Here is a 26,597-nt window from a genome sequence, read left to right as displayed (position 1 = left end):
GGCGGTCTTCCCCCCGCACCCCGCGGAGCGCCGTCTCGGACGCACCGACGACCTGGTGCCCGTCGACGACGGCGCTGCCGGTGACGGTGGCGTTGCCGGAGAGCAACCCCATCGCGGCGAGCGCCACGGTGGACTTGCCGGAGCCGGACTCACCGACGAGCGCGAGGGTCTCGCCGGGTGCCACGGTCAGGGACACGCCCTGCACGGCGTGCACGTCACCGGACTCGGTGCGGAAGTGCACGCCGAGGTCCTCGACGGCCAGGATCGGTTCGGTGGCGGTCATCCGCGGCCCTTCACGTCGAATGCGTCCCGGAGTCCGTCGCCGACCGCGTTCAGCGCGCAGACGACGAGGATCACGGCGAGTCCCGGCGGCACGATGAGCCACCAGCGACCGGAGTAGGCGGCGGTGAGGCCCGCCGAGAGCATGCCGCCCCAGTCCGTGGCCGGCGGCTGCACGCCGAGCCCCAGGTAGGAGACGTAGGCGACCAGGAGGATCGCGTCCGCCACCTGGAAGGTCGCGGCCACGACGATCGTCGAGACCGAGTTCGGCAGCAGGTGCCGACCGATCGCGCGGGCGTGCGAGCCGCCGATCGCGCGAAGGGTGAGCACGAAGTCGCGGTTCTTCAGCGTCAGCGTCTCGGCACGGATGAGCCGGGAGGGCACGAGCCAGGACACGAACCCGAGGATCACGACGAGCCCCCACACGCCGGGGGGTCGTGATCGCCGAGATGACGAGGAGGATGAACAGGGCCGGGATCGCGATGCCGGCGTCGACCACGCGCATCATCGTCGCATCGACCCAGCCGCCGACGTACCCGGCGACCGAGCCCCAGAGCGTGCCGACGACCGTCGCCAGGAGACCCGCGGCGATGCCGACGAGCAGCGACACCTTGCCCCCGTACATCAGCCGGCCGAGCACGTCGTGCCCGACGGCGTCGGTGCCGAGCAGGTGGCCGCCGCCCGGGCGCTGGTTCGCCTGTTCGAGCATCGTGTGGGTCTGGTCGGTCGGGTACAGGAACGGCCCGACGAAGCAGAACAGCACGATGAGGACGAGCACGACCAGGCCGATCACGGCGAGGGTGTTGTGGCGGAACCGGCGCGCGGCGAGCCGGAAGCCGGTGGCGGCGGCCGTGACGGGGGCGCCGGGGGTCTCGGGCGCGAGCTGGACGGTGGTCATGCGCGGCCTGCCTTCACACGGGGGTCGATGAGGGACTGGGCGACGTCCGCGAGCAGCGTGCCGATGACGGTCGCGACGGAGATCACGAGGACGCAGCCGAGCAGGGTCGGGTAGTCCGAGGTCTGGGCGGCGTTCCAGAACAGCAGCCCCATGCCGGGGTAGTTGAACAGCTGTTCGGTGACGAGCGCGCCGCCGAACAGCACCGGCAGGTAGTAGCCGAGCATCGCGACCACGGGGGGTCAGCGAGTTCCGGAACACGTGCCGCCGCAGGATCGTCGCCGTCGACGAGCCTCCGGCGCGCGCGGTGCGGACGTAGTCCTCCTGCAGGTTCTCCAGCGTCGCGGCTCGCATGTACCGGCTGAAGACGGCGATCATCGCGAGGGCGCCGGTGAGCACGGGCAGGACGAGTCCGGCCGGCTGCTGGAACACCTCGGCGAGGGTCGTGCCGCTCGGCGCCTGGGACGGCAGCCACGGCAGCTGCTGGCTGAACACGACGATGAGCACGAGCCCGAGGAAGAACGCGGGCGTCGAGTAGAACACGAAGGCGAGTGCGGTGGCGGCGTAGTCGATCGCACCGTTGCGTCGGGCTGCCTGCCACATGCCGACCGGGATGGCGACGACGAGCCCGAGCACCGCCGACAGGCCGGTCAGTACGAGGGTCTTCGGGATGCGCTCCTGGATGAGCTGCGACACCGGTTCGTTGAGCGTGTACGAGGTGCCGAGGTCGCCGGTGAGCAGCCGCCCGAGGAAGCGGAGGTACTGCACGGGGAGCGCCTGGTCGAGTCCCTGCGCCTGGTTGAACGCGGCGATCTGCGCGGGGGGTGGCCGCGACGCCGAGCACGCCGCGGGCGGGTCCGCCGGGCAGCGCGTGCAGCAGGCAGAACACGACGATCGTGACGATGAGCACCACCGCGAGCGCCTGGAGGACGCGGCGGGTGAGGTAGAGGGCAGTGGTCATGCTGCTTCCGTCGTCGGGGTGGATGGTGAGGACCCGGGAGGCTCGGTGCGCGACGGGCGTGCACCGAGCCTCCCGGAGTGGCCGCGTCAGCGGCTCACTTGCTCCACTTCCACTGGGCGGGGTGGAAGTTCGCGAGCGAGTCCTGGTCGAACCCGGTCAGGCCGCTCTTCTTGACGGAGATCTGGTAGTCCGGGCTCGGCAGCCAGATCACCGGCAGGTCCTTCGCGACCGCGGCGCTGTAGTCCTGCACGGCGCTCGTGTCGGTCGAGGTGGTGGTCGCGTCGATGAGCGCGTCGACCTCCTCGTTCGAGTAGCTGCCGAAGTTCGCCGAACCACCGGTCGAGAAGAGCGACTCACCGGTCGGGTACGCCGGGAAGTACCAGCTGCCCGCGGTGCCGAAGAACGACAGGTCCCAGTCGCAGCTGTCCTCGTCCGACGTGCAGGTCGGGGTCTGCGAGAGGACGCTCGACACCGGCGCGGTCTTGATCGTGAAGCCGATGCCGGTCTTCGCGAGCGACGACTGGACGGCGCTCATCATGTTGTCGGTGACGGTGGAGCCGGACTGCGACAGCACCTGCATCGTGAACTCCGTGCCCTCGGCCACGCCCTCGCCGCACTGGTCCGCGCCGCTGCCGGCGTCGGTGCACACCATGGTGCCGCCCTTCGCGGTCCACCCGTGGCTGGTGAGCAAGGCCTTGGCCTTCTTCGTGCTGAACGGGTACGGGTTGTCCTCCTGCACGTCGGAGACGTAGTCCGACTCCTGTGCCTGCGGGATCGGACCGTAGGTCGAGGTGGCGGTGCCGTTGAAGACGACCTTCGAGAGGGACTTCTGGTCGATCGACATCTGCACGGCCTGGCGGGCGTACAGCTGCTTGAAGACGGCGCCCATGTCCGGGTTGTTGAAGTTGTACGGCATGTACGTGATCGCCCAGCCGGTCCACGGGTCGACCTCGTAGCCCTTCGCCGTGAAGGAGTCCTCCTGATCGAGGTCCGTCGCGTTGATGTAGCCGTAGTCGACCGCTCCCGACCGGAGCGCATTCGTCTCGGCGTCCGCGGTGGTGAACGGCAACAGGTTGACGGTCTTGATCGACGCCTTCTCGCCACCGTCGTACTTCCCGTTCGCGGTGAGCTGGACCTTGCCCGCGGTCGTGAACGACGACAGACCGTACGGGCCGGAGATCGTCTTCCACAGCGGGTCGGAGTCGTAGTCCGCGATCTTGCCGGCGGCGGTGTTGAGGTACTTCCACACCTGCTTGGCGCCGGCCGGGGTGCGGTCGGCGTCGGTCACCTCGGCCGAGGCGCTCGTCTTGTCCCAGGCGTGCTGCGGCAGCGGGATGATGTAGCTCAGCTGGTTTGCGAGCATCCAGTCCTGGTTGTACGCCTGGTCGAACGCGATGGTGAAGTGCGTGTCGTCGACCGTCGTGAACGAGCTCCAGTTGTCCGGGGCCTTGCCCTCGGAGTAGGAGCCCCAGTCCTGCGCGTTCGCCTTGATGAGGTTGAACCAGAACTCGACGTCGCGGCTCGTGATCGCCTCGCCGTCGGACCAGTGCCGGTCCCCCCAGCGTGATCGTGACGCTCTTGCCGTCGTCGGCGAAGTCGGCATCGGTCGCGACGGACCCGGCCTTGTTCCACGCGATCTTGCCCGTGGACCCGTCGTAGGCGATCAAGCGCTCGTACAGCGACTGCGCGATCGAGCCGTTGTTCGTGTTGAGGTGCGCCGCGGTGCCGATCGGCAGGATCCAGTTCGGCGTGAAGTTCGCCGGCAACGCGTAGTTGATCTCGTCGGACTTCGTGCCGGTGGTGGCGGAACCGCCTCCGGAACACCCGGCGAGCAGTGCGCTCACCGCGAGCGCGGCTCCGGTGAAGAGGGCCCAGCGACGGGGCTTGGTCATGTGGACTCCTTGAGCGAGGGTCGGCGTGGTCCGCACAGTCAATGGCCGAAGTCGTTGGAAAAACAAACGTTCCCGTGTAAATAGTGTGTTTCTGCGGATCGACGGAAAGCGTCGATCGACCCGTCCGCCCCGTAGGCTCGGGCGGGTCGGGCGGTCAGCGCGTCCGTCGCCGCGGATTGGAGAAAGTCGTGCCGGACCTCAGCTCCCGCGTCCTCGAACTCATCGCCAGCGGGCAGGCGTCGAGTCGCACCGAGATCGCGCAACTGCTCGGCGCCGCCCCGTCGACCGTGTCCCACGTGGTCGGTCAACTCCTCGGGCACGGCATCCTCGCCGAGGAGGGCACCGACGTCTCCACGGGCGGCCGCCCGCGCAAGGTCCTCCGGATCGGCGGGACGGACGAGTACGCGGTCGCCGCGGACGTCGGTGGCGGGCACGTCCGGATCGGCATCGTCCTGCCGGGAGGCGCGCTCGAGTCCGTCTCGACCGTCCCGTTCGCCCTCGCCGACGGCCCGTCCGCCGGCCTGACCGCGCTGGCAGAGCTCCTCGACGCGCTCGTGACCGAACGCGGACGCGACGGCCTGCGCGGGGTCGGGTTGAGCCTCCCGGGTCCCGTCGACGTCGAGGCGGGCGTCGTCGACCTGCCGAGCCGGATGCCGGGGTGGAACGGGTTCCCCGTGACCGCGTGGCTCACCGAGCACTTCGGGGTGCCGGCCGCGATCGACAACGACGCGAACTGCATGGCCGCCGGCGAGCAGACCGTGCAGCCGGCCACCCGTCGCCAGGCGATCACGGTCAAGGCCGGGTCGGCGATCGGCGCCGGGATCATCATCGACGGGCACCTGTACCGCGGCTCGACCGGTGCCGCCGGGGACATCACCCACGTGCGGATCGACGCCGCCGGTGACACCCCGTGCTCGTGCGGCAACACCGGGTGCCTCGAGACGGTCGCATCCGGGGCCGCGCTCGTGCGGATCCTCCGCGAGGCCGGGGTCGACGTCGCGACCACCCAGGACGTCGTCCGCCTGGCGTCCGAGGCACACCCGGAGACGACCCGTGCCGTCCGGCTCGCGGGCCGGTACCTCGGCGAGGTCCTCGCCGCGAACGTGAACTTCTTCAACCCGGACGCCGTCTCCCTCGGCGGCATCCTCTCCACCCTCGACCCCTTCGTCGCCGCCGTGCGGAGCCAGCTGTACGAGAGCTGCCACCCGCTCGTCACACAGCACCTCGTCATCGAGCGCGCCTCGCTCGGGGCCGACGCCGGGCTCGTCGGCGCCGGCCAGTTCGCCCTGCAGCGCGGCCTGGCGGCGTCGCTCGAGGAGCTGTCCACCCCCCGTCCCGCTGCGCACCACCAGGAACAGGAGCACCCGTGTCTGACACCGGAACCACCCCCGGCGCCCGTCGTCCGGTCATCGCCATCGCCGGCCTGGCCATCGAGACGTCGACCTTCACCCCGACCCGCACCCCGGCGGCCGCCTTCCACCCGGACCGCGGCGACGAGGTGGTCGCGCGCTACGACTTCCTCGCGCCACTGTCCGAGCGGGCCGACTTCCGTGGTGCGCTGATCGGGCACGCGCTGCCCGGTGGCGTGGTCCTCCGCGAGTCCTTCGAGGAGCTCAGCACCGAGATCACCGACCGGCTGTCCGCGATCGCCGCCGAGACGATGATCGACGGCCTGTGGTTCGACATCCACGGCGCCATGGTGGTCGAGGGGCTCGACGACGCCGAGGCGACACTGCTCGAGCGCATCCGCGTCGTCGTCGGGCCGGACGTCGTCGTCTCCGCGTCGATGGACCTGCACGGGAACGTCTCGCGGGAGCTCGCCCACCAGTGCGACCTCATCACCTGCTACCGGATGGCCCCGCACGAAGACGCCCTCGAGACGAAGGAGCGCGCGGTCCGCAACCTGGTCGACGTGCTCACCACCCGCCCGGCCGGAGCTCGACGCCCGGTGAAGGCGTGGATCCCGGTCCCGGTCCTGCTGCCGGGCGAGAAGACCTCCACCCGCATCGAGCCCGCGGCGTCCGTCTACGCACAGGTGGCCGACATCGAGGCGACCGACGGCGTGCTCGACGCAGCGATCTGGGTCGGGTACGCCTGGGCGGACCAGCCGCGGAACCGTGCCGTCACCGTCGTCACCGGGTGGGACGAGGCCGCCGTCACCGCCGGTGCCGAACGCCTGGCCCGGGCGTTCTGGGACGCCCGCGATGACTTCGCGTTCGTCGCCCCGACCGGGACGTTCGACGAGTGCCTGGCCGCCGCCCTCGCCCCCCGGTGCCGCACGTCCGTACTTCGTGTCCGACTCCGGCGACAACCCGACCGCCGGCGGCTCGGGCGACATGACGTGGGGGGCTGACGCAGCTGCTCGCCCGGGAGGAGTTCCAGAGCGCCGACGGCCCGGTCGTCCTCTACGCCAGCGTCCCCGGCCCCGCCGCGGTCGCCGCCTGCGTCGAGGCCGGCGTCGGGGCGACCGTCACCGTGACCGCCGGTGCCGAGGTCGACGACCTGCACGCCGGGCCGCTCACGATGACCGGACGCGTGCACGCGGTCAAGCACGGCGACCGGGACGCCCGGACCGAGGTCGTGCTGCAGGTCGGCAGCGTCTTCGCCGTCCTCACCGAGCTGCGGAAGCCGTACCACCACGAGCACGACTTCACCGACCTGGACCTCGACCCGCGGAGCGCCGACCTGGTCGTCGTGAAGATCGGCTACCTCGAACCCGAGCTGTACGACATGGCCGCGGACTGGATGCTCGCGCTCACGCCCGGTGGCGTCGACCAGGACCTGGAACGCCTGGGCCACCACCGGATCGAACGGCCGGTGTTCCCCTTCGACCGGACGTTCCCGGAGCCGCCGGACCTGCACGCCCGGATCATCCCCGCGTCGGACCGACCGCTCGTGCACGCGTGAGCACCGACGACCGCCGGGCCCCGGCGCCGACCAGGCCACCGACACTCGAGATCGCCGTCACCTCACCGACCGGCGCCACGATCGCGCGCGCTGCCGGAGCCGACCGGGTCGAGCTGTGCAGCGCGCTCGAGCTCGGCGGCTTGACGCCCTCGCAGGGGCTCGTCGAGGCCGCCGTCGCCGTCGGACCGCCGGTGCACGTCCTGGTGCGCTGCCGCCCGGGCGGGTTCGTGCACGACCCCGACGAGGTCGACCTCATGGCGCGGGAGCTCGTCGCCGTCCTCCGCTCCGGTGCCGCCGGGGTCGTCGTCGGCGCGCTCCGCCGGGACCGCACGCTCGACACGGACACGCTCGCCCGGTTCATCGACATCGCCCGGTCGGAAGTGCCCGGTGCGGAGGTCACCCTGCACCGGGCGATCGACCACGCGGCCGACCCAGTGGCCGCGGCGGCGGGCCTCGGTGACCTCGGCTTCACCCGTGTCCTCACCTCGGGCGGCGCGGCGACCGCACTCGTCGGCGCGGACACCATCACGCGGATGGTCGCCGTCGCGGGGGACGTGCAGGTGATGGCGGGCGCCGGGGTCACACCCGCTGACGTCCCGGTCCTGCTCGGCACGGGGGCGGCGGCCGTGCACCTGTCCGCCAAGCGCCTCGCCGACACCGCGCACGGGGGGCGTCCCGATGGGCGCCGGGGACACCGGGGCCGGGCACTTCGAGACCGACGCCGAGGTCGTCCGAGCAGCGCGGGCGGCGGTGGACGCGTACCGGGCCTGACCGCGCTGGCGACGGGCGGCGCGCCCTGACCGGACCGGTCGACACGGACCGCGTCCGGCCTCCGGTGCAGCCAGGAGCCGGTGCCGGTTCAGGAGCCGGCGCCGGCGCCGGCGCCGGTGCCGGTGCCGACCACCCCGTCGGTGTCCGCGCTGCCGCCGCGGTCGGCACGCAGGGACGCACTCGGCAGCTCGCCGAAGCGGTCGCGGTACGCGCCGGAGAACCGACCCAGGTGCGCGAACCCCCCACCGCCGTGCGACCTCGGCGACCGACGCCGTGAGCGGCTCCGAGCGCACGAGTTCGTCGTGCACGGCGTCGAGCCGGACGTTCCGCAGGTGCGAGAGCGGGGAGACGCCCACCGACCGGTTGAAGGACTGCTGGAGTCCGCGTGCGCTCATCCCCGCGGCGGCGGCGATGTCCGCCAGCGTGACCACGGTGTGCGCGTGCTCCTGGATGTACGTCAGGGCGTCCCGCAGGCGTTCGCTGCTCGTGGTCGCCGGCACGTCGACCGGGAAGGTGCCGACGACGACCCGGGCGACCCGGGCGTTCAACTCCGCCCGCTGCCTGCCGGCCACGTCCGGGTCGGTGATCGTCCGCCCGAGGGACTGCAGCACGGTCCGGAGCTCCGCCAGGTCGGCGTCCGCGGTGGTCCGGCGGAACCGCAGCGGCCCGACGACCTGCGTGCCCTCCGCGGTGAGCGCCGCCCGGAGCAGCCGGTCGGACAGGTGCATCATCGAGACGCGGCTCGTCGCGGCCTCGAACCGGTAGCGGACGGTGGCGGCGAGGAGGAACGGTCGGCCGGGCCGGACCACGTCACGGGTGCCGTCCTCGTCCGTGATCGTCGCGGTGCCGTCGCCGATCCAGAACAGGATGTGCGTCGGTCGCGGCTCCATCGTGCCGGAGCGCCGGCCCTCGACCGCGGAGCCGCTCAGCGTGAGGTCGGCGTCACCCGCACCGGTGTACCGGAAGGCGGACCGCTCGTCACCGATCCCGGCACCGGTGCCGTAGGCGTCGTCGAGGACCGCGGGGCGGGTCGCACTGGTGCCCTCGAGGCGCACGGCACGGAACCCGTCAGGGCTCCCCGGTACCGGGTGGAGATGGGTCACGATCTGATCTTCCCATGCCCGTGCACCGATCGCGAGCGGCCCCGAGCCGGACCAGGCCCGTCGCCACGGGGCGGTACGCCCGGGCCCGGGGTACGCGGATCGGCGGCGGGCTCAGTCGGCGACCGGTAGAACGGATCATGACCTCTTCCACACGGAACCCGCTCGGCGTCACCCTCGTCGAGGGCGGCGCCAACGTCGCCGTCTTCTCCAGCACCGCCGAACGCGTCGAGTTCTGCCGCTTCGACGACGACGGCACCGAGCACCGGACCGAGCTGACGAACCGCACCGGCTACACCTTCCACGACGTCGTGCCGGACGTGACCGTCGGGACGAAGTACGGCTTCCGCGTGCACGGCCCCTGGGACCCGGCGAACGGCCTGCGCCACAACCCGGCCAAGCTCCTCCTCGATCCGTACGCCACGGCGATCGACGGCGACTACGCCTGGGGCCAGGAGCTGTTCGGCCACGACATGAACGAGCCGGACCAGATCGACGAGTCCGACTCCGCCGCCGCCATGCCCCGCTCCGTCGTGGCCGACCGCTCGTTCGACTGGGAGGGCGACACCCGCCTCGACACCCCGTTCGCGGACACGATCGTCTACGAGGTGCACGTCAAGGGCTTCACGAAGCAGCACCCCGACGTGCCCGAGGAGATCCGCGGCACGTACGCGGGCCTCGCGCACCCCGCCGCGATCAAGCACCTGACCGACCTCGGCGTCACCGCCGTCGAACTGCTGCCGATCCACCAGTTCGTGCAGGACTCCACCCTGCAGGACAAGGGCCTCCGGAACTACTGGGGCTACAACAGCATCGGCTTCTTCGCCCCGCACAACGAGTACGCCGCCTCCGGCACCGCCGGCCAGCAGGTCGCGGAGTTCAAGGAGATGGTGAAGGCCCTGCACGCCGCGGGCCTCGAGGTCATCCTCGACGTCGTCTACAACCACACCGCCGAGGGCAACCACATGGGCCCGACGCTGTCCTTCAAGGGCATCGACAACCAGTCGTACTACCGCCTGGTCGAGGGCGACGAGGCGAACTACTTCGACACCACCGGCACGGGCAACAGCCTCAACGTGTCGCACCCGTCCGCGCTGCAGCTCATCACCGACTCGCTCCGGTACTGGGTCGAGGAGATGCACGTCGACGGCTTCCGGTTCGACCTCGCGACGACGCTCACCCGCCAGGACGGCGCGGCCGAGAAGCACTCCGCGTTCCTCGACATCATCCACCAGGACCCGGTTCTGCGCGAGGTGAAGATGATCGCCGAGCCGTGGGACACCGCGGGCTACCAGGTCGGCGGGTTCCCGGCCGACTGGTCCGAGTGGAACGGGAAGTACCGCGACGACCTCCGCGGGTACTGGCGCGGCGACGAGGGCACGCTCGGCGACGCCGTGCTTCGCGTCCTCGGCAGCCCGGACGTCTACGAGGGGTCGCGCCGTTCCCCGCTCTGCTCGGTGGACTTCATCACCGCACACGACGGCTTCACGCTCGCCGACCTCACCATGTACGCCGAGAAGCACAACGAGGCGAACGGCGAGGACAACAACGACGGCGAGAGCAACAACACCTCCTTCAACGGCGGCATCGAAGGTCCGACCGACGACGGGAGCGTGAACGACTACCGCAACCGCCAGCGCCGGAACTTCCTCGGCACCCTGCTGCTCTCGGCCGGTGTGCCGATGATCCTGGGCGGTGACGAGATCGCCCGCTCGCAGGGCGGCAACAACAACGCGTACTGCCAGGACGACGAGATCTCGTGGTTCGACTGGGCGGCCGCGGACCAGGACCTGCTCGCCTTCACCACCGCCGCGATCGCGTTCCGCAAGGAGCACGTCGCCCTGCGCCCGCAGTGGTACCGCACGGCTCCCGGCATCTCCCCCCTCGACCGTGCAGGTGCTCCGCGCCGACGCGAACGACTTCGAGGAGGGCGACTGGACCGACGGCGGCAACCGTGCCGTGATCCTCGTCCTCAGCGAGGGCGACGACTCGGTCGCGGTGCTGCTGAACGCCTCGGAGACGACCGTCGAGTTCACGCTGCCGGAACGTCCGGGTGGCGGCACCTGGACCCTCGGGCTGTCGAGCGACCCCGACCAGGCCGTGGACGGCGACGCGACGACCCTGCTCGTCCGCGACGCCTCGTTCACCGCGCTGCACTAGAGCCCCGTCAGCCGACCGAGAGGACAGTGGCCCCCCATGAGCCAGTACGAGAAGAAGGACCCGACCACCCTCTACCCGGTGCCGCCGTTCCCGAAGCAGGAACAGTCGCTGCCGGGGGCCGCGTGGAAGATGGACCCGAAGCCGGACCACGGCGAGGAGAGCTACGTCGGCAAGGGCCGGCTCGAGGGCTTCCGCGGCATCGTGACCGGGGCGGACTCCGGCATCGGCCGCGCCGCCGCGATCGCGCTGTCCCGCGAGGGCGCCGACCTCGTCCTGTCGTACCTGCCGGACGAGCAGGAGGACGCCGAGGAGGTCCGCGACCTGCTCGAGGGCGAGGGCCGCAAGGCCGTGCTGTTCCCGGGTGACATCTCCGACGAGCAGTACTGCATCGACCTCGTGCAGAAGGGCGTCGACGAGCTCGGCGGACTCGACACGCTCGTGATGGTCGCGGGCCGGATGGACAGCAACGACGACATCCTCACCCTCGAGACGTCGATGTTCGACTCGACCTTCAAGACGAACATCTACTCGCTGTTCTGGCTGACGAAGGCCGCCGTGCCGCACCTCGAGCCCGGCTCGACGATCGTCACGACGGGCTCGATCCAGGCATCGACCCCGTCGCCGGACAAGATCGACTACGCGGTGTCGAAGGGCGCGATCAAGCTCTTCACCGAGGCCGTCGCCCAGCAGCTCGCACCGAAGGGCATCCGGGTCAACTCGGTCGCGCCCGGTCCGGTGTGGACCCCGCTGCAGCCGGGCTCCGACGACGCCGAGACCGTCTCGACCTTCGGGCAGCAGTCGCCCTTCGGCCGACCGGGTCAGCCGGCCGAGCTCGGTGCGGCGTACGTCCACCTCGTCAGTCCAGAATCGAGCTACCAGTCCGGGTCGACGATCACGATCGCCGGCGGCACCCCCGCCTTCTGACGGTCGTCGCACCCGGCCAGCACTGCGAAGGAGCACACGATGAGCAACGACAGCACGGCGCACGACCCCGAGGGCACGCCGAAGGCGGACGGCCTGGGCGACGACGGCACGGTCCCCAACGAGCCCGAGGGCCTCGCGGCCGGGTTCGTGGGCGACGCATCGCACTTCAACCCCGAAGAGGACGACGCCGCCGAGGGTGACTCCGAGGCCTGAGCGACGCGGCGCACGCGCGACCACACGACGACGGGAGGCCCGGTACCAGCTGGTACCGGGCCTCCCGTCCGTTCCGTGGTCCGTCGCGTCGGCGATGTCCACCGCTCAGTGGTGCGCGTGCACCTTCGCGTGCCCGAGCCCGCGGCGCATCAGCGCCCGGTTCACCGGCGTCGTGACCACGAAGGCGATCGCGAGCGACAGCGCCAGGGCGCCCCAGAACAGCCACTGGTCGAGCCCCGCGTCGAGCGCCCCCCGGGATCGCGACGACCACGGTGTTGTCGACGACCTCCATGACGGCGATGGACACCGTGTCCGCGGCGAGCGCCACCCGGAGCGCCGCGCCGAGCGACAGCCCGGACCGGAGCACACCGCGCATGGTGAGCGCGTACCCGAAGACGAAGGCCAGCACGATCGACAGCACCACGGTGCCGGCGTTGTGCAGACCGGTGGCGCTGCCGATCACCATGCCGAGGACCTCGCCGATCGCACACCCGGTCAGGCAGTGCAGCGTCGCCTGGGCGGCCATCGACCACGTGGTCGTGCCGTGCGCGTGCCCGCTCACCGTGCGCTCCCGTCGACGGACCGGAAGCGGCGGAGGCGCAGGCTGTTCGTCAGCACGAAGACCGACGACAGTGCCATGGCGGCTCCCGCGATGACGGGGTTCATCAGGCCGGCCATCGCGAGCGGGATCGCGGCGACGTTGTAGGCGAAGGCCCAGAACAGGTTCGTGCGTATCGTCCGGAGGGTCCGGCGGGCGAGCCGGACCGCGTCGACCGCTGCCCGGAGGTCGGCGCGCACGAGGGTGATGTCCGCGGCCTCGACCGCGGCGTCGGTTCCGGTGCCCATGGCGATGCCGAGGTCGGCAGCGGCGAGCGCCGCCGCGTCGTTCACCCCGTCGCCGACCATGGCGACCGTCCGGCCCGCGGCCTGCAGCTCGGTGACGATGCGGTACTTGTCCTCCGGTCGGACGCCGGCGGTGACGCGGGTGATGCCGACCTGTGCGGCGACGCTCCGGGCGACCCCGTCGGCGTCACCGGTGAGGAGCATGGTCTCGAGACCGAGCTCGTGCAGGTGCCCGACGGCTTCGGCGGCACCCGGCGCGACCGTGTCGGCGACGACGACGAGGCCGCGGATCCGACCGTCCCAGGCGACGGCGACCGACGTCCGACCGGACCGCTCGGCATCGGCGGCCGCGGTGGCGAGCGCGCCGGTCATCGGGACGGACCACGCGTCGCGCAGCCAGGTCGGCCGCCCGACGAGCACGAGGACGCCGTCGACGACGGCCTGCACGCCCAGACCCGCGGTGGACGTGAACGCCTCCGGTCTGCCCACGTCGGGGACCGCGGCGACCAGGGCCCGGGCGATGGGGTGCTCGGACCCGGACTCGGCGGCGGCCCCGGCGCGGAGGACCGCGTCGGGGTCCTCGCCGTCGGCCGGCAGCACCTCGGTGACCCGCATGATGCCGGTGGTGACGGTCCCGGTCTTGTCGAGCAGCACGGTGTCGATCCGCCGCGTGGCCTCGAGGACCTGCGGCCCGCGGATGAGGACGCCGAGCTGCGAGCCGCGACCGGTGCCGACGAGCAGCGCGGTCGGCGTCGCGAGGCCGAGCGCGCAGGGGCAGGCGATGACGAGTGTGGCGACGGCGGCGGTCAGGGCGGCCTCGACGTCGCCGGTGAGCAGCAGCCACCCGACGAGGGTGAGCGCGGCGAGCCCGAGCACGACGGGGACGAACACGCCGGAGACGCGGTCGGCGAGCCGTTGGACGTCGGCCTTGCCGGTCTGCGCCTCGGTCACGAGCTTGCCGATCCGCGCGAGCTCGGTGTCGGCGCCGACGCGGACGGCCTGCACGGTGAGCATGCCGCCGACGTTCACGGTCGCGCCGGTGACGGGGGGCACCGGGTCCGACCTCGACGGGGACGCTCTCCCCGGTCATGACGCTCGTGTCGACGGCGCTCGTGCCCGCGACGACGGTGCCGTCGGTGGCGATGCGCTCCCCCCCGGGCGGACGACGAACCGGTCGCCGACACGGAGCGACCCGACCGGCACCTCGACCTCCCGGCCGTCGCGGAGCACCCGTGCGGTGCTCGCGCCGAGTGCCAGGAGCGCACGGAGCGCCGCGCTGGACCGGGTCTTCGCGCGGCCCTCGGCGTACCGGCCGGCGAGCAGGAACACCGTCACGGCGGCGGCGACCTCGAGGTACGGCTCCGGAGCAGCACCCCGGGGCGCCGTGAACGCGAAGGCCATGTGCATGTCGGGTCCACCGGCGCCGCCGAACACCAGCGCCCAGACCGACCAGAGCCCGGCGGCGACGACGCCGAGGCTGACGAGCGTGTCCATCGTCGCCGAACCGTGCCGGGCGTTCAGCGCAGCCGCACGGTGGAACGGCCAGGCGCCCCAGGTCGCGACCGGGGCGGCGAGCACGAGTGCGACCCACTGCCACCAGGGGGAACTGCAGCGCGGGCACCATCGACAGCGCGACGACGGGGACCGCGAGCGCGGTGGAGACGACCAGGCGACGCCGGAGCGGAGCGAGCGCGTCGCCGTCCGGCTGCTCGGGCTCCGGCAGCCGCGCGCCGTACCCGGCCTGCTCGACCGTCGTGATGGCGTCGTCGACCGCGGTGCCGTCCGGCAGCGAGACGGTGGCCGTCTCGGTGGCGTAGTTCACGGTGGCCGAGACACCCGGCATCCTGTTGAGCTTCCGCTCGATGCGGTTCGCACACGAGGCACAGGTCATGCCCTCGATCGCGAGCTCGACCGGGGTGCCCGTGGTCGTGCCCGCCATCAGCGCGCGACCAGGGTGTAGCCCGCCTCGTCGATCGCGGCGCCGACGGCGTCGTGGTCGAGGGGTCCGGTGCTCGTCACGGTGGCGGTGGACCGGCCGCCGGCCACCAGGTCGACCCGGACGTCGGTGACCCCGGGGAGCTCGCGGAACGCCTCGTCGACGCTCATCACGCAGTGGTCGCAGGTCATGCCGTCAATGCCGTAGGTGACGGTCTGCTGGTCGGTCATGGCGGTCCTCCTCGTCGTGCACCCCGGATCGGGCGGATACCCTAGGGGGGGGTACCACTACCGTAACGCCGACGACGAGGATCTGTTCCCGATGCCCGAACCCACCGCATCCGACACGACCGAGCACCAGCACCACGGCTACATCTCCGCGAAGGACGACTACCTCACGCGGCTGCGGCGGATCGAGGGCCAGGCGCGCGGACTCCAGCGGATGGTCGAGGGCGAGGAGTACTGCATCGACATCCTCACGCAGGTGTCCGCGATGACGAAGGCACTGCAGGCGGTGTCGATGGGCCTGCTCGAGGACCACCTGCGCCACTGCGTCACGGACGCGGTCGCCCAGGGCGGACCGGCTGCGGAGGAGAAGATCCAGGAGGCGACCCTGGCCATCAAGCGCCTCCTCCGGTCATGACGACCACTTTCCGTGTACTGCTGGGTTCTCCCACCAAACCGACTGCTGGTCCACTCCGAATGTCCTGCGAGGCGCATGGCAACCGACCGCGTCGACTCCTGACGAAAGGTTCCTTCATGACCACCAACGCATCGACCCGCACCGACCACGGCTACGGCCGGACGCTCACGCAGAAGGGCGCGCTGGTCTTCGGCGTCGTCTTCCTCATCGTCGGCATCGCCGGCTTCATCCCCGGCCTGACCATGGACATGGGCAGCATGATGGCCGCCGGCAACGACTCGAACGCGCAGCTCCTGGGCCTGTTCCAGGTGTCCGTCCTGCACAACATCGTCCACCTGCTGTTCGGCATCGTCGGCCTGATCGCCGCGCGCTCGTTCGGCTTCTCGCGCCAGTACCTGCTCGTCGGCGGCATCATCTACGCCGTGCTCTTCATCTACGGCCTCTTCACCGCCGGCATGTCCAGCGCCGCGAACTTCGTGCCGCTGAACAGCGCCGACAACGTGCTGCACCTGATCCTCGCCGTCGCGATGATCATCCTCGGCATCGTCCTCCCGCGCTCCGGGGCCCGCACCGCCCGCTGACCCCAGCGTCGGACGCACCCCACCAGCAGCATCGACAGAGCCCCCGGGTCACCCCGGGGGGCTCTGTCGTGTCCGCGGCCGCTCAGCCCTGCGGCGGCGTGTACAGCTGCAGGTCATTGCCCTCGCTGTCCTTGAACGGGATGATCTTGCCCCACGGGTGCTCGCTGATCTCGCCCTGGATGTCCGCGCCGCGGCTCCGCAGCGCGGCGACCTCGTCCTCGATGCTGCCGTCGGGCTGGAACGAGACGACCGCGCCGCCGGAACTCGACCCGCCGGCCGACTCGCGCCCGTTGAGGCCGATCATGAGCCCACCGGCATCGATCTCGCTCCAGTCCTCCGACTGGTCCTGCACGGTGAGACCGAGGGTGTCACGGTAGAACGCGACCGCGCGCTCCATGTCGCTGACCGGGACCCAGACTGCTGCGACTCCACTTGCCATGGTGTTTCCTCTCGTCGTGGTGTGCCCTGGACGGTAGGCCGCGCCGTGCCGAGGACACCCAGTCCGGCGGCGCTCCGGGGTACGTCCAGGCCCCGCGGCGCAGGCTCGGTCCGGACACCGTCGGACGGCCGGTGGTGCAGTGGAGGAGGGGTCGCCGATGACCGAGATCGTGCACGTCGTGCTGGTGGAGTGGGACACGGAGGACACTGCCGTGCCGGAACGGGCGACGGCGCTCGCACACGAGCACCTGCCCGGCATCGACGGCGTGGTGTCCGTCGAGACCGGCCCGAGCGTCAGCCCCGAGGGGCTCGAGGGCGGCTTCGACTGGATGCTCGTCGTCAGGTTCCGGGACGCCGCTGCGCGGGACGCGTACCTGCCGCACCCGGCGCACCAGCCGGTCGCCGACCACATCGGCGCGCACAACGGGCGAGTGGTCGTGTTCGACGTGGCTGCCTGACGGACGGGAGGCCCGTGGCACGCTCGCCACGGGCCTCCCGTCCGGCGCACGCCCGGTCAGGCGGTTCGGAAGCGGTCCGGTCGCGCCTCGAACCAGCGGATGAGCTCGCGGAGCGCCGGCGAGGCCACCGACGAGACGGCCCCCGGTGCCGGCGTCTCGGTCGAGACGGCCTCGACGTCCTCGAAGGTCGAACGGTACCCGGGCACGTCGTCGAGGTCGGCCTCGGACGTCGGCGCGAACGCCATCGTCCACCCGGGGAACTGTCGCTCCTCGATGAGCTCCTCGACCAGCATGGTCACCTTCGTGTGCCGCGGGTCGGTCTTGATCGTCGCCATCTTGCCGCGGACGGCTGCGTCGGGACCCTCGAGCAGCTGCAGGAAATAGCCGTTCCGGAACAGCAGCATGCCGGTGACGTCGTTCCGCTCGTTCGCGTCCCGGCTCTGCGTGAGCAGGTCCGCGAGGGCATCGTCGTCGAACACGTCCGTCGCGACGCTCGAGTAGATCAACGACAGCATCTGGGCACCGCTTCCGGTCGACCGGCCCGGCACACCCGTGGTGGACGGGCGAGGAACCGGATGCCAGCGAACTCCGGCACGGCTGGGAGGACCGTCCCGCTGTCCGATCAGGGACGGTCGCGCCGGCGCGGGCGCCGGCGCCGGCGCGACCGTCAGGGTCGGCCGTCCTCCGCGTCCACGACGCCCGGCGTCGGGGTCGTGCCGGTGAAGTCGTCGCGCATCGTGCCGACGCCACGCTGCGGGTGCGCCCGGTCGAGGTGCTTCGCCCGCGAGGCCTTCCGCGGCTCGGGGTCGGTGTGCATCGCGGTGTTCCGGTCGTCCTGCAGCGCGGACTGCACCTCGCCCTCGCGGTTGAACGACCACATGAGCATCGGGTCGCCGACGGGCAGCGGGTCGGCCTCGTGCCCACCCATCGGGGCGCTGTGCCAGGTGTGCCAGGTCTTGCCGTACGAGTTGACGAGGTGCCCCATCAGCTCGGTCTCGACCGCGATCGGCAGCCCCGGGGCGACGAGCTCGCCGGAGAAGACCTCGTGGTTGTGCGGGTGCCACGACGGCTTCTCGTCCTCGGGCAGCCCGTCGAACAGCCGCTCGGAGACGATGTACTCGACGCCGATCAGGTTCGCGTCCGCGGTGTTGCCGTCGAACAGGACGCACTGCAGCATCTCGGCGTTCACGACCTTGCAGTAGTGGTGGGCCTCCATCTGCACGTCGGGCTCGCCCTTGACGCAGTGGAACCCGACGACGTAGACGTCGAACCCCTTGAGCGGGTCCGTCGGCTGCAGCAGGTCGGCGCCACGGTCGAGCAGGGCCAGGCGGAACCCCCCGGTCCGCGCCCGGTGGGGTGACGCCGGTGGCACGGGCCGGGACCGCGGGGTTCCGCGGCACGGGTCAGCCCTCCTCGGGCTCGGTCGGCTCCCCGCCGGAGTCCACGTCGCTGTCCTGCTGCGGGTCCTGCGTGGCGTTCCCCGAGGCGGAGCCGTCGGGCAGCTCCTCGGTGCGCCGGGCCTCCTCGTCGGAGATGTCGTCCGGGCCGGTTCCGTTCGTCGTGTCGCTCATGGACGCGACCGTACGCGGTGGCGGTCCTCGCCGGTTCAGGCCGGGAGGCCCGCCCGCGCCGCCGCGACGGCCCGCCCCCCGGTCCGTGGTCGGGAAGCGCTCGATGAGCGCCACGAGTTCCGGAGCCGGGACGTTCGCCCCGAAGGCCTCGGCGTGCGGTTCGAACGCCACGCTGTCGCTGAGCGAGCCCGCGGCGACGGCGTCGAAGCCGAGCTCGTCGACGAGCGCCGCGACGGCCGCCACGGCCGCCTCGTCGTCGCCCGCGACGGCGATCGCCTTCCGCTCGGGGTCGCCCGCGGGACGCGCGCCGGCGTCGAGGTCGTGGTACCCCATGTGGTTGAACGCCTTGACGACGGTGGCTCCCGACAGGTGCTGCTGCACGAGCGCACTCGTCGACACGCGGCCGTCCTCGAGGTCGGGGCGGTGCCCGTCGACCTCCCACCAGTGGTTCATCGCGTCGATGACGACCGTGCCGCGGAGCCGCTCCGCGGGGATCGTGTCGAGGCGTCCGAGCGGCAGGGCGAGCACGACGACGTCGGCCTGGTCGACGGCGTCGGCGGCGCGGACCGCCTCGGTCCCGGGTGCCACGACGGACAGGATCAGGCGGATGCGGTCCGGGTCGCCCGAGCCCGCGACGAGGACGCGGTGGCCGGTGTTGACGAGCAGGCGACCGAGGACCGTCCCGAGCTTCCCGGCGCCGAGGACCGCGACGGTCCGGAACGGCTGGGTACCGGTGGTGTCCGTGCCGCTCATGCTGCGGCCTCCTGGCGATCGGTGTCCTCGGTCCGGGCGGTGTCGCCGCGGTCGGCGAGCAGTTCGCGCACCCGCGGGACGACGACGCCGCCGTACAGCTCGACGGCTCGGGTGCGGGCCCGCATCGACTGGCCGCCGGAGGTGTAGATCATGTCGAAGCGGCCGACGCCCATCGTGTCGACGGCGTGGGCGATCCGCTGCGCGACGGTCTCCGGCGAGCCGATGTACATCGAGCCGGTGGCGACCTCGCGGTCGAACTCGGCGCGCGTCACCGGCGGCCACCCGCGCAGGGCGCCGATCCGGTCGCGGACGACCCGGTAGTGCGGCCAGAACAGCTCCGTGGCCTCCTCGTCCGTGTCGGCGACGAAGCCGGGCGAGTGCATGCCGACCGGGTGCGCCGTCGTGCCGAACTGCTCGGCGGCCCGGCGGTACAGGTCGAGGTACGGCGCGAAGCGCTCGGGCTGCCCGCCGATGATCGCGAGCATGAGCGGGAACCCGTACTGCGCGGTCCGCACGACCGACTGCGGAGACCCGCCGACGCCGACCCAGGTGCGCAGGCCGTGCTCGGTCTTCGGGAAGACGTCGGCGTCGACGAGCGGCGCGCGGGTCGTCCCGCTCCAGGTGACGGGCTCCTCGCGCAGGAGCTGCGCGAACAGCTCGATCTTCTCCTCGAACAGGACGTCGTAGTCGGCCAGGTCGTGGCCGAACAACGGGAAGGACTCGGTGAAGGACCCGCGGCCGAGGATCACCTCGGCACGACCACGGGACAGCGCGTCGACCGTCGCGAAGCGTTGGAACACGCGGACGGGGTCGTCGGAGGACAGGACCGTGACGCCCGACCCGAGGCGGATGCGCTTCGTCACCGTGGCGAGACCGGCGAGCACGGTCTCGGGGGACGACACGGAGTACTCGGGCCGGTGGTGCTCCCCGACCGTGAACACGTCGACGCCGAGTTCGTCGGCGATGACGGCCTCGTCGACGAGCTGCCGGATCGACCGGGCGTGGCTGACGAACGCGCCGTCGTCGTCCGTGGGGACGTCGCCGAACGTGTCGAGGCCGAAGGTGATGTCGGGCATGGTGCCTCATTTCGTTGTCGCTTCAACCAAGTGATTGACGTGTCAATCATGTGCCGCTACCGTCGAGGAGTCAAGAGGAGGCCGCATGGGTGACGACGGACAGCAGACGCGGGGCCGGCGATCGCCGACCGTCGACGAACTGGCGACCTGGCGCGACTACGTCGAGACGTCGGAAGCGGTCCGCCGTGCGCTCGCCGCGGCGCTCCAGTCCGCGTCCGGGATCTCCGACGGCGACTACCGCGTGATGCTCGCGCTGAGCGAGGCGCCGGAGCGCACACGCCGCTCCGCGGAGCTCGCCGACGAGGTCGGGTGGGAACGCAGCCGGCTCTCCCACCACCTCCGGCGGATGGAGGAACGCGGCCTCGTCACCCGCGACCGGGTCGGACCGGACGCCCGCGGCACGGCCGTGACCTTGAGCGCCGAGGGCGTCCGGCTCTACCGGAGCTCCTCGGCCGCCCACCTCCGCGCGGTCCGACAGGTCTTCGTCGACGCCTTCACGCCCGAGGAGCTCGCCGCGGTCCGCGTCGTGTCCGGGGCCCTCCGCCGCCACCAGGCCGCGGGCCTCCCGGACCGAGGCCGGGCCGACCGGACCTGACCCGTCCGGTCACACTCGCCGCGGGTCAGGCGTCGCGACGCCCGGTGCGGAGGCCCGGGAACTGCTCGTCGCGCCACTCCCCCCCTCGAGCTGCGGGCCGCCGAACGCCTCCTGTTCGCGGGCGCGCAGTTCGACGCGGCGGATCTTGCCCGACACGGTCTTCGGCAGCGCACCGAACTCCACGCGTCGGACGCGCTGCCAGGCCGGCATCGCGGAGCGGGCGTGCGCCAGGATGTCCCGCGCGGTCTCGGCGGTGGGCTCCCACCCGGACGCGAGCGTGACGTACGCCTTCACCACGGTCAGGCGCTCCTCGTGCGGCGCCGGGACGACCGCGGACTCGGCGACCGCGGGGTGCTGGAGCAGCGCGCTCTCCACCTCGAACGGCGAGACCTTGTAGTCCGAGGACTTGAACACGTCGTCGGTGCGGCCGACGAACGTCAGCGAACCGTCCTCGTGCCGGGTGGCGACGTCGCCGGTGTGGAAGAAGCCGCCGCGGAGCGCGTCGTCGGTCCGCTCGGGCGCGCCGAGGTACCCGGCCATGAGGTTCACCGGCGTCGTCGTCAGGTCGAGGCAGACCTCGCCCTCGCTGGCGCCGGGTTCGCCCGTGACCGGGTCGAGGAGCGTGATCGCGACCCCGGGCAGCCCGTGGCCCATCGCGCCGGGCCGCACGGTGTCACCCGGGGCGTTGCCGACGATCGCGGTGGTCTCGGTCTGGCCGTAGCCGTCGCGGATCGTGCGGCCCCAGGACTCCTCGACGAGCCGGATGACCTCGGGGTTGAGGGGGTTCGCCGGCCGAGACGACCTCGCGGAGGGCGGTCGGCCGACTGCCGAGGTCGGCCTGGATGAGCAGGCGCCACACGGTCGGCGGGGCGCAGAAGGACGTGACCTGGGCCTGCTCGAGCTGGTGCAGCAGGCCCACCGGGTCGAAGCGCTCCTGGTTGTACACGAACACCGTGGCCTCGGCGATCCACGGCGCGAAGAAGCAGCTCCACGCGTGCTTGCCCCATCCCGGCGAACTGATCGCCAGGTGGACGTCGCCGGGCTCGAGCCCGATCCAGTACATGGTCGTCAGGTGCCCCACGGGGTAGGACGTCTGCGTGTGCACGACCATCTTCGGCTTGTCCGTGGTCCCGGAGGTGAAGTACACCAGGCACGGGTCCGTGGCCGCCGTCACCGCCTCGGGCTTCCACTCCCCCGCGGGTGCGGGTTCGCCGAGGTCGCTCGGGTACGTCGTCCAGCCGTCCACGGTGCCGCCGACCACGATGCGGGTGAAGTCCCCCCGTCAGGTCCGCGTACTTCGGCGTCTCGCGCAGCGTGGTGACGACGTGTGCGACCTGGCCGCGGTCGATGCGGTCCTGCAGGTCCGCGGCGCCGAGCATCGTCGACGTCGGGAGGATCACCGCGCCGGCCTTCATGACGGCGAGCATCGACTCCCAGAGCTCGAGCTGGTTGTCGAGCATGAGCAGCACGTGGTCGCCCTTCGCGACGCCGAGGTCGTGGAACCGTGCCGCGAGCCGGTCGGAACGGGCGGACATCTCCGCGTAGGTGGTGTGCGACTCGCGCCCGTCCTCCTCGACGATGACCAGGGCGTCCCGGTCGTTGCCCGCCGCGATGACGTCGAACCAGTCGATCGCCCAGTTGAACGTGGCACCGACGTCCGGCCACCGGAACGTCTCGCGCGCCGCAGCGCTGTCGGTGCGGGCGGCGATGAGGGCGTCTCTGGCGGCGCGGAGGGCGGCGGCGGGTTCGGTGCGCATGTACCGACCTTGCCCCATCGAGGTGGGTCCGCGCACGGCCGACGCCCAACTACCACAGCATGGAGAAGCGATCAACCCCTCGCGGGGATGATTCCCGGTCCGTAACGTGCTCATGGAGGCACCGAACGTGTGCTGCTCGCTTCCGATGCGGGGCCGCCCGGGCCAGCACGACACCATGAGCGAGAGGATCGGACCGACGATGACACTGATCGACGAACGGCCCGGCCTGACGGGCACCGCCCCTCGCAGCACCGTCCGCATCGAGGCCATGGGGCATGCACCCGACGCAGCGGTCCTCGACCTCAGCGGGTTCTACGCCGGGCGGCAGTGGTCCGCCCGAGCGACCGAGCAGCCCTTCCGCTACCGCTACACCGCGGTCGGCGACGCCGACCTGACGCTCCGTCGGGCGCAGGTCTCCGGGTTCCTCCGCGGAGCCATCCCGGCGTCCGACGAGTACATCGTCCAGTGGCTCACCGCGGGGCAGGGCGTCCCCGACGTCCTGCAGGACCGCGTGCCGATGACCGGTGACGTGCCGATGCTCTTCCCGACCTGTCGGGACTTCGTGTTCGAGTACCAGGACTACGACCAGCGCGTCGTGCACCTGTCCCGACGGGTCGTGCACGAGGTCGCCGACGAGCAGTTCCACACCGGGCAGGTCGCGGACCTCGGCCTCGACCACCTGCGCACCCTCGACCCGGCCGCCGTGGCGCAGTGGAAGAACAGCCTGGCGCTGCTCTCCCGCGAGCTGCGGACGGGCGGCGTCGACTCCCTCCTCTGGCACACCCTCGTCCGCGGGACCGCAGGTGCGTTCCTCCGGATGTACCCGCCGACCGTGACCACGTTGCCGCCGGCCGTGCTCCTGCCCCGACGCGCACGCCTCCGCGCCGCCGTCGAGTACGTCCACGAGCACGTCGCCGAGCCGATGAGCGTCTCGGACGTCGCCGGTGCCGCCGGCCTCAGCGTCCGGGCGACCCAGGAGGCGTTCCAGCGCCACCTGGGGGGTGACGCCCATGCAGTACCTGCTGCAGGTGCGCCTCGAGCAGGTCCGCCGCGAGCTGCTGCAGGCCGACCCGACCACCGCGGCCGTGCAGACGATCGCCCGACGGTGGGGGTTCGCGCACCTCGGTCGCTTCTCCGCCGCGTACCGGAACGCCTACGGCGAGTACCCGCGGAACACGCTGCGCCGCTGACGTCGGTCCGGACGGGGCGCGGTCAGTCGAAGTCGTAGTCCTCCGGGCGGACGTCCGGGTCCTCGTGGACCGGGCGCACCGGCCCGGCGATGTCCGCCAACCGGTGCACGTGCTCCACGAACGCGGAGTCGTCGACGTCGACACCCCGTCCGTCGTCGGGTGCCGGGCTCAGGGTGATCTGGCTCGACGGACCGATCAGCAGGGTCTCGACGACCGGCAGTCCCTGCTCGTCGACCGTCGGGACGTCCAGGGTGTCGGTCTTCCGGTTCGCCCCGAGCACCGCCGCGTAGTGGATGACGGCGTCGGCTGCGTCGTCGCTCGTCCGGATCGCCCGACCTGCGTACTGGATGTCCTTCATCCGCCCAGTCAACGCGCGACGCGTGCGGCGGGGCTCAGGTCCTCCACGAGACGCAACCGCCCGGCCGACGCGGCATCCGCTCGGATGGAACAGACGGAGCCGTCCCTCTGTTGCACCGGGTACTGTCGCAGCCAGCGTCACGAACCACGGAGGTACCGATGACCACCACCGAGACCGCGATCCTCGCCGGCGGGTGTTTCTGGGGGAGCGCAGCAGCTCCTCCGCCGCCGACCGGGAGTCCTCAGCACCCGTGTCGGCTACTCGGGCGGCGACGTGCCGAACGCCACCTACCGCAACCACGGCACGCACGCCGAGGCGGTCGAGATCGTCTTCGACCCGTCGGTGATCTCCTACCGTGAGCTCCTCGAGTTCTTCTTCCAGATCCACGACCCGTCGACGAAGAACCGCCAGGGCAACGACGTCGGCATGAGCTACCGCTCGGCCGTCTTCTTCACCTCGGACGAGCAGCGCGACGTCGCCCTCGACACCATCGCCGACGTCGACGCCTCCGGTCTGTGGCCGGGCAAGGTCGTCACCGAGGTCACCCCCGCCGGCCCCTTCTGGGAGGCCGAGGAGGAGCACCAGGACTACCTCGAGAAGATCCCGAACGGGTACACGTGCCACTTCGTGCGCCCGGGCTGGGTCCTGCCGAAGCGCAGCGAGGCGGCCGCCACGGCCTGACCGGTCGCGCCGTCACAGCCCACGGACGGGAGGCCCGGTACCAGCTGGTACCGGGCCTCCCGTCCGTCGTCGGGTCGTCGCCGTCGCCCCGGCGACCAGGCGCGTCAGCGCGGGGCGTCGCCGCCGGTGTCCTCCGCGACGTCGTGCTCGCGCTGGAGCGATTCCGGGAGTCCCATCACGAGGCGCCACCGGTTGCCCTCGGGGTCCCGCTCGTAGGAGAAGTCGTCCATCAGGAGCTCGATCATCGCGATCCCGCGGCCGGACTCGGCCATCTCCTCGGGGTCCGGCATCTCGGTGCGGAACGGCACCTGCACCTCGGCGCCGCTGTCGCTGAGCACCGCCTCGAGCGTGGTCGACGTCCGCCGCAGCGTCAGCTGGCACACCAGCCGTTCGTTCCCCTCGGCGTGCTCGATGACGTTCCCGGCGAGTTCGAGCAGCGCGGTCTCGAACCGCATCCGCTCACCCGGGCCGAGGTCGGCGTTGCGGTGCCAGAGGTCGTCCACCGAGTCGTGCACCTCGTCCACGTCGTTCGGCGGCACGACGAGCAGCACGGTGCGCTCCCATGCCGGGCCGGAGATCGCCGAACCGTCAGCAGTGCCGTCAGTCACCATGCGCACATCCTCACATCTCGGTGGGGGTCTGCGGCAGTACCCCGAACGCCCTACCCCTCTCCTCGCTCGCTCACGCGCTCGCTCGCCGGGTCCGTGCCGTCCGTGTGGGAAGATCGCGGGGTGGACGCCACTCGACGACCCGCGGCCGTCGTCATCGCCGCGATGAGTGAAGAGGTCTCGGCGTTCACGGACCTGTTCGGCGGCGGCCCGGTCCTCCGCGGCCCGACCGGCGGCCACGACGAGCACCACCTCCTCGACGTCGGCGGCGCCACGGTCGCCGTCCGCCGGAGCGGGATCGGCTTCACGAACGCGACCGCTGCCGTCGCCCACGCCTTCCACGACTTCGGCCCCGGCGTCCCCGTCATCAGCGTGGGCACCGCCGGCGGCCTCGCCCAAGAGGTCCAGCTCGGCGACGTCGTCGTCGGGGACTTGTACGTCAACCTCAACGCCGATGCCACCGCATTCGGGTACGTGCTCGGTCAGGTGCCGGGCATGCCTCCCGAGTACGGCGCCGACGCCGATCTCATCCGTCGCGCCCGCGAGGTCCCGACCGACGACGTCGTCCGCACGGCGTCGATCGGCTCGAGCGAGGTCTTCGTCACCGACGGCCGGGCCCGGGACCTCCGCCGCACCTTCCCGACGGTCGCAGCGGTGGACATGGAGTCGGCGGCCATCGCGCAGTTCGCCTCCGTGCACGCCATGCCGTTCGTGTCGATCCGCGGCATCAGCGACCTGTGCGCCCCGGACGGCGACGAGTTCCGGGAGCACCTCGACGACGCGGCTGCGCGGGCGGCGCGGGTTGCGCACCGGGTCGTCGTGGGGTTGGCGCGGGGTGCGGTGCTGCCGGGGGGCTGACGTCTGTGCACATCGACGAGGAGGGACCTGATCACCTGGACCCCGGCACGGAGTCGCTCCACGACATCGCGCTCACCACGACCGGCCAGGGTGGCTCCGTAACGCTGCACATCCCGATGGGGCCGACACTCCACGAGCACGCAGTCCTGG

At 71.7% G+C, this 26,597-nt stretch carries 25 protein-coding genes and 7 pseudogenes; 14 read left to right on the top strand and 18 right to left on the bottom strand.

Annotated elements, in window-relative coordinates; genetic code table 11:
* Window positions 1-94: 94 nt before the first annotated feature.
* The 4 genes and pseudogenes from DEJ15_RS19300 to DEJ15_RS03120 form a co-directional block, all read right to left on the bottom strand.
* Window positions 95-142, bottom strand: a pseudogene (locus DEJ15_RS19300) (hypothetical protein); the annotation flags it as partial.
* 137 nt (window positions 143-279) lie between these two features.
* Complete coding sequence (locus DEJ15_RS03140; protein ID WP_284176283.1) at window positions 280-663, bottom strand: ABC transporter permease; 384 nt, start codon at window positions 661-663, stop codon at window positions 280-282.
* A 358-nt stretch (window positions 664-1,021) separates the two neighbouring features.
* Window positions 1,022-1,777, bottom strand: a pseudogene (locus tag DEJ15_RS19295) (ABC transporter permease); the annotation flags it as partial.
* 452 nt (window positions 1,778-2,229) lie between these two features.
* Window positions 2,230-3,738: a peptide ABC transporter substrate-binding protein gene (locus tag DEJ15_RS03120; RefSeq protein WP_284175587.1), complete on the bottom strand. Its 1,509-nt coding sequence runs from the start codon at window positions 3,736-3,738 to the stop codon at window positions 2,230-2,232.
* A gap of 372 nt (window positions 3,739-4,110) precedes the next feature.
* Here DEJ15_RS03120 and DEJ15_RS03115 point away from each other — a divergent pair.
* From DEJ15_RS03115 to DEJ15_RS03100, 4 genes and pseudogenes are all read left to right on the top strand, one after another.
* Window positions 4,111-5,259 (top strand): annotated as a pseudogene (locus tag DEJ15_RS03115) (ROK family protein); the annotation flags it as partial.
* A 134-nt stretch (window positions 5,260-5,393) separates the two neighbouring features.
* The gene (locus DEJ15_RS03110; protein ID WP_284175586.1) at window positions 5,394-6,380 is read left to right on the top strand and encodes a M81 family metallopeptidase; all 987 of its coding nucleotides are present in this window, start codon (window positions 5,394-5,396) and stop codon (window positions 6,378-6,380) included.
* A complete protein-coding gene (locus tag DEJ15_RS03105; protein WP_349814932.1) occupies window positions 6,377-6,934 on the top strand; it encodes an MlrC C-terminal domain-containing protein in 558 nt (185 codons plus the stop codon). The genes DEJ15_RS03110 and DEJ15_RS03105 overlap by 4 nt, the downstream gene beginning before the upstream one ends.
* Window positions 6,931-7,734 (top strand): copper homeostasis protein CutC, encoded by an 804-nt coding sequence (locus DEJ15_RS03100; protein WP_349814931.1) that lies wholly within the window; start codon window positions 6,931-6,933, stop codon window positions 7,732-7,734. Before DEJ15_RS03105 ends, DEJ15_RS03100 begins: the two co-directional genes overlap by 4 nt.
* Window positions 7,735-7,944: 210 nt before the next feature.
* On the opposite strand, the pseudogene DEJ15_RS03095 reads toward DEJ15_RS03100, so the two are convergent.
* Window positions 7,945-8,433: pseudogene (locus DEJ15_RS03095) on the bottom strand (helix-turn-helix transcriptional regulator); the annotation flags it as partial.
* 512 nt (window positions 8,434-8,945) lie between these two features.
* Between DEJ15_RS03095 and glgX the strand changes: the two are divergent.
* From glgX to DEJ15_RS03080, 3 genes are read left to right on the top strand one after another with little or no spacing between them, the layout of a single operon-like run.
* Window positions 8,946-11,330 carry a glycogen debranching protein GlgX gene (gene glgX, locus DEJ15_RS03090; protein ID WP_284175585.1) on the top strand — a complete coding sequence of 795 codons (2,385 nt, stop codon included), beginning with the start codon at window positions 8,946-8,948 and terminating at the stop codon, window positions 11,328-11,330.
* Complete coding sequence (locus DEJ15_RS03085; RefSeq protein ID WP_284176280.1) at window positions 11,212-11,889, top strand: SDR family oxidoreductase; 678 nt, start codon at window positions 11,212-11,214, stop codon at window positions 11,887-11,889. The genes glgX and DEJ15_RS03085 overlap by 119 nt, the downstream gene beginning before the upstream one ends.
* 39 nt (window positions 11,890-11,928) lie before the next feature.
* Complete coding sequence (locus tag DEJ15_RS03080) at window positions 11,929-12,102, top strand: hypothetical protein (RefSeq protein WP_181419503.1); 174 nt, start codon at window positions 11,929-11,931, stop codon at window positions 12,100-12,102.
* On the opposite strand, the gene DEJ15_RS19290 is transcribed toward DEJ15_RS03080, so the two are convergent.
* The 3 genes and pseudogenes from DEJ15_RS19290 to DEJ15_RS03060 all read right to left on the bottom strand — a co-directional run bounded on the left by DEJ15_RS19290 (window position 12,056) and on the right by DEJ15_RS03060 (window position 15,111).
* Complete coding sequence (locus DEJ15_RS19290; RefSeq protein ID WP_502866144.1) at window positions 12,056-12,664, bottom strand: DUF4396 domain-containing protein; 609 nt, start codon at window positions 12,662-12,664, stop codon at window positions 12,056-12,058. The genes DEJ15_RS03080 and DEJ15_RS19290 overlap by 47 nt on opposite strands.
* Window positions 12,661-14,884, bottom strand: a pseudogene (locus DEJ15_RS03065) (heavy metal translocating P-type ATPase). Before DEJ15_RS03065 ends, DEJ15_RS19290 begins: the two are co-directional and overlap by 4 nt.
* Entirely contained in the window at window positions 14,884-15,111 is a 228-nt protein-coding gene (locus tag DEJ15_RS03060) for a heavy-metal-associated domain-containing protein (RefSeq protein ID WP_181419502.1), read from the bottom strand. Before DEJ15_RS03060 ends, DEJ15_RS03065 begins: the two are co-directional and overlap by 1 nt.
* Window positions 15,112-15,202: 91 nt before the next feature.
* Here DEJ15_RS03060 and DEJ15_RS03055 point away from each other — a divergent pair, with 91 nt between their 5' ends.
* Both DEJ15_RS03055 and DEJ15_RS03050 read left to right on the top strand, forming a co-directional pair.
* Window positions 15,203-15,523, top strand: a complete 321-nt coding sequence (locus DEJ15_RS03055; RefSeq protein ID WP_110825631.1) for a metal-sensitive transcriptional regulator — start codon at window positions 15,203-15,205, stop codon at window positions 15,521-15,523.
* Between the two features lie 116 nt (window positions 15,524-15,639).
* Window positions 15,640-16,104 carry a DUF4383 domain-containing protein gene (locus tag DEJ15_RS03050; protein WP_110825632.1) on the top strand — a complete coding sequence of 155 codons (465 nt, stop codon included), beginning with the start codon at window positions 15,640-15,642 and terminating at the stop codon, window positions 16,102-16,104.
* Window positions 16,105-16,186: 82 nt separating this feature from the next.
* On the opposite strand, the gene DEJ15_RS03045 is transcribed toward DEJ15_RS03050, so the two are convergent.
* Window positions 16,187-16,543 carry a VOC family protein gene (locus DEJ15_RS03045; protein WP_110825633.1) on the bottom strand — a complete coding sequence of 119 codons (357 nt, stop codon included), beginning with the start codon at window positions 16,541-16,543 and terminating at the stop codon, window positions 16,187-16,189.
* Between the two features lie 157 nt (window positions 16,544-16,700).
* Between DEJ15_RS03045 and DEJ15_RS03040 the strand changes: the two genes are divergently transcribed.
* Window positions 16,701-17,000 carry a Dabb family protein gene (locus DEJ15_RS03040; RefSeq protein ID WP_110825800.1) on the top strand — a complete coding sequence of 100 codons (300 nt, stop codon included), beginning with the start codon at window positions 16,701-16,703 and terminating at the stop codon, window positions 16,998-17,000.
* A gap of 56 nt (window positions 17,001-17,056) precedes the next feature.
* Here the strand turns inward: DEJ15_RS03040 and DEJ15_RS03035 are convergent, their stop codons facing one another.
* From DEJ15_RS03035 to DEJ15_RS03020, 4 genes are all read right to left on the bottom strand, one after another.
* A complete protein-coding gene (locus DEJ15_RS03035) occupies window positions 17,057-17,515 on the bottom strand; it encodes a BLUF domain-containing protein (protein WP_110825634.1) in 459 nt (152 codons plus the stop codon).
* 152 nt (window positions 17,516-17,667) lie between these two features.
* Window positions 17,668-18,372, bottom strand: coding sequence for an OBAP family protein (locus DEJ15_RS03030; protein ID WP_284175584.1), 705 nt, complete (start codon window positions 18,370-18,372; stop codon window positions 17,668-17,670).
* Window positions 18,373-18,403: 31 nt separating this feature from the next.
* Window positions 18,404-19,324 carry an NADPH-dependent F420 reductase gene (locus DEJ15_RS03025; protein ID WP_284175583.1) on the bottom strand — a complete coding sequence of 307 codons (921 nt, stop codon included), beginning with the start codon at window positions 19,322-19,324 and terminating at the stop codon, window positions 18,404-18,406.
* Window positions 19,321-20,400 (bottom strand): LLM class flavin-dependent oxidoreductase, encoded by a 1,080-nt coding sequence (locus DEJ15_RS03020; protein WP_110825637.1) that lies wholly within the window; start codon window positions 20,398-20,400, stop codon window positions 19,321-19,323. Before DEJ15_RS03020 ends, DEJ15_RS03025 begins: the two co-directional genes overlap by 4 nt.
* Before the next feature lie 85 nt (window positions 20,401-20,485).
* Between DEJ15_RS03020 and DEJ15_RS03015 the strand changes: the two genes are divergently transcribed.
* Window positions 20,486-20,995 carry a MarR family winged helix-turn-helix transcriptional regulator gene (locus DEJ15_RS03015; protein WP_110825638.1) on the top strand — a complete coding sequence of 170 codons (510 nt, stop codon included), beginning with the start codon at window positions 20,486-20,488 and terminating at the stop codon, window positions 20,993-20,995.
* A 9-nt stretch (window positions 20,996-21,004) separates the two neighbouring features.
* Here DEJ15_RS03015 and DEJ15_RS19285 read toward each other — a convergent pair whose 3' ends face one another.
* The 3 genes and pseudogenes from DEJ15_RS19285 to DEJ15_RS19275 form a co-directional block, all read right to left on the bottom strand.
* Complete coding sequence (locus tag DEJ15_RS19285; RefSeq protein WP_502866184.1) at window positions 21,005-21,727, bottom strand: AMP-binding enzyme; 723 nt, start codon at window positions 21,725-21,727, stop codon at window positions 21,005-21,007.
* A complete protein-coding gene (locus DEJ15_RS19280; RefSeq protein WP_502866143.1) occupies window positions 21,669-22,256 on the bottom strand; it encodes an AMP-binding protein in 588 nt (195 codons plus the stop codon). The genes DEJ15_RS19285 and DEJ15_RS19280 overlap by 59 nt, the downstream gene beginning before the upstream one ends.
* Window positions 22,257-22,353: 97 nt before the next feature.
* Window positions 22,354-22,752: pseudogene (locus tag DEJ15_RS19275) on the bottom strand (AMP-binding protein); the annotation flags it as partial.
* Window positions 22,753-22,927: 175 nt separating this feature from the next.
* Here DEJ15_RS19275 and DEJ15_RS19270 point away from each other — a divergent pair.
* A complete protein-coding gene (locus DEJ15_RS19270; RefSeq protein ID WP_284175582.1) occupies window positions 22,928-23,980 on the top strand; it encodes a hypothetical protein in 1,053 nt (350 codons plus the stop codon).
* On the opposite strand, the gene DEJ15_RS03000 is transcribed toward DEJ15_RS19270, so the two are convergent.
* Complete coding sequence (locus DEJ15_RS03000; RefSeq protein WP_110825641.1) at window positions 23,965-24,300, bottom strand: hypothetical protein; 336 nt, start codon at window positions 24,298-24,300, stop codon at window positions 23,965-23,967. The genes DEJ15_RS19270 and DEJ15_RS03000 overlap by 16 nt on opposite strands.
* Before the next feature lie 158 nt (window positions 24,301-24,458).
* Here DEJ15_RS03000 and msrA point away from each other — a divergent pair.
* Window positions 24,459-24,981: pseudogene (msrA, locus tag DEJ15_RS02995) on the top strand (peptide-methionine (S)-S-oxide reductase MsrA).
* A gap of 104 nt (window positions 24,982-25,085) precedes the next feature.
* Here the strand turns inward: msrA and DEJ15_RS02990 are convergent.
* Window positions 25,086-25,592: an ATP-binding protein gene (locus DEJ15_RS02990; protein WP_110825643.1), complete on the bottom strand. Its 507-nt coding sequence runs from the start codon at window positions 25,590-25,592 to the stop codon at window positions 25,086-25,088.
* A 93-nt stretch (window positions 25,593-25,685) separates the two neighbouring features.
* Here DEJ15_RS02990 and mtnN point away from each other — a divergent pair, with 93 nt between their 5' ends.
* Window positions 25,686-26,447 carry a 5'-methylthioadenosine/S-adenosylhomocysteine nucleosidase gene (mtnN, locus tag DEJ15_RS02985; RefSeq protein ID WP_284175581.1) on the top strand — a complete coding sequence of 254 codons (762 nt, stop codon included), beginning with the start codon at window positions 25,686-25,688 and terminating at the stop codon, window positions 26,445-26,447.
* The last annotated feature ends 150 nt before the right edge of the window (window positions 26,448-26,597 follow it).

It is taken from the genome of Curtobacterium sp. MCJR17_043, assembly GCF_003224315.2.
Taxonomy (GTDB): domain Bacteria; phylum Actinomycetota; class Actinomycetes; order Actinomycetales; family Microbacteriaceae; genus Curtobacterium.
The sequence above is the reverse complement of the archived record's forward strand: the minus strand, read 5'-3'. Positions and strand labels throughout refer to the sequence as shown.

Excerpts from the sequence above, each read along its gene's own strand:
- DEJ15_RS02990 (WP_110825643.1), bottom strand. The coding sequence starts at position 25,592 with ATGGTGACTGACGGCACTGCTGACGGTTCGGCGATCTCCGGCCCGGCA.
- DEJ15_RS03000 (WP_110825641.1), bottom strand. The coding sequence starts at position 24,300 with ATGAAGGACATCCAGTACGCAGGTCGGGCGATCCGGACGAGCGACGAC.
- DEJ15_RS03020 (WP_110825637.1), bottom strand. The coding sequence starts at position 20,400 with ATGCCCGACATCACCTTCGGCCTCGACACGTTCGGCGACGTCCCCACG.
- DEJ15_RS03025 (WP_284175583.1), bottom strand. The coding sequence starts at position 19,324 with ATGAGCGGCACGGACACCACCGGTACCCAGCCGTTCCGGACCGTCGCG.
- DEJ15_RS03080 (WP_181419503.1), top strand. The coding sequence starts at position 11,929 with ATGAGCAACGACAGCACGGCGCACGACCCCGAGGGCACGCCGAAGGCG.
- DEJ15_RS19270 (WP_284175582.1), top strand. The coding sequence starts at position 22,928 with ATGAGCGAGAGGATCGGACCGACGATGACACTGATCGACGAACGGCCC.
- DEJ15_RS03120 (WP_284175587.1), bottom strand. The coding sequence starts at position 3,738 with ATGCCGACTTCGCCGACGACGGCAAGAGCGTCACGATCACGCTGGGGG.
- DEJ15_RS03055 (WP_110825631.1), top strand. The coding sequence starts at position 15,203 with ATGCCCGAACCCACCGCATCCGACACGACCGAGCACCAGCACCACGGC.
- DEJ15_RS03060 (WP_181419502.1), bottom strand. The coding sequence starts at position 15,111 with ATGACCGACCAGCAGACCGTCACCTACGGCATTGACGGCATGACCTGC.
- DEJ15_RS03050 (WP_110825632.1), top strand. The coding sequence starts at position 15,640 with ATGACCACCAACGCATCGACCCGCACCGACCACGGCTACGGCCGGACG.
- DEJ15_RS03035 (WP_110825634.1), bottom strand. The coding sequence starts at position 17,515 with ATGCTGTCGTTGATCTACTCGAGCGTCGCGACGGACGTGTTCGACGAC.
- glgX (WP_284175585.1), top strand. The coding sequence starts at position 8,946 with ATGACCTCTTCCACACGGAACCCGCTCGGCGTCACCCTCGTCGAGGGC.
- DEJ15_RS03045 (WP_110825633.1), bottom strand. The coding sequence starts at position 16,543 with ATGGCAAGTGGAGTCGCAGCAGTCTGGGTCCCGGTCAGCGACATGGAG.
- DEJ15_RS03040 (WP_110825800.1), top strand. The coding sequence starts at position 16,701 with ATGACCGAGATCGTGCACGTCGTGCTGGTGGAGTGGGACACGGAGGAC.
- DEJ15_RS03015 (WP_110825638.1), top strand. The coding sequence starts at position 20,486 with ATGGGTGACGACGGACAGCAGACGCGGGGCCGGCGATCGCCGACCGTC.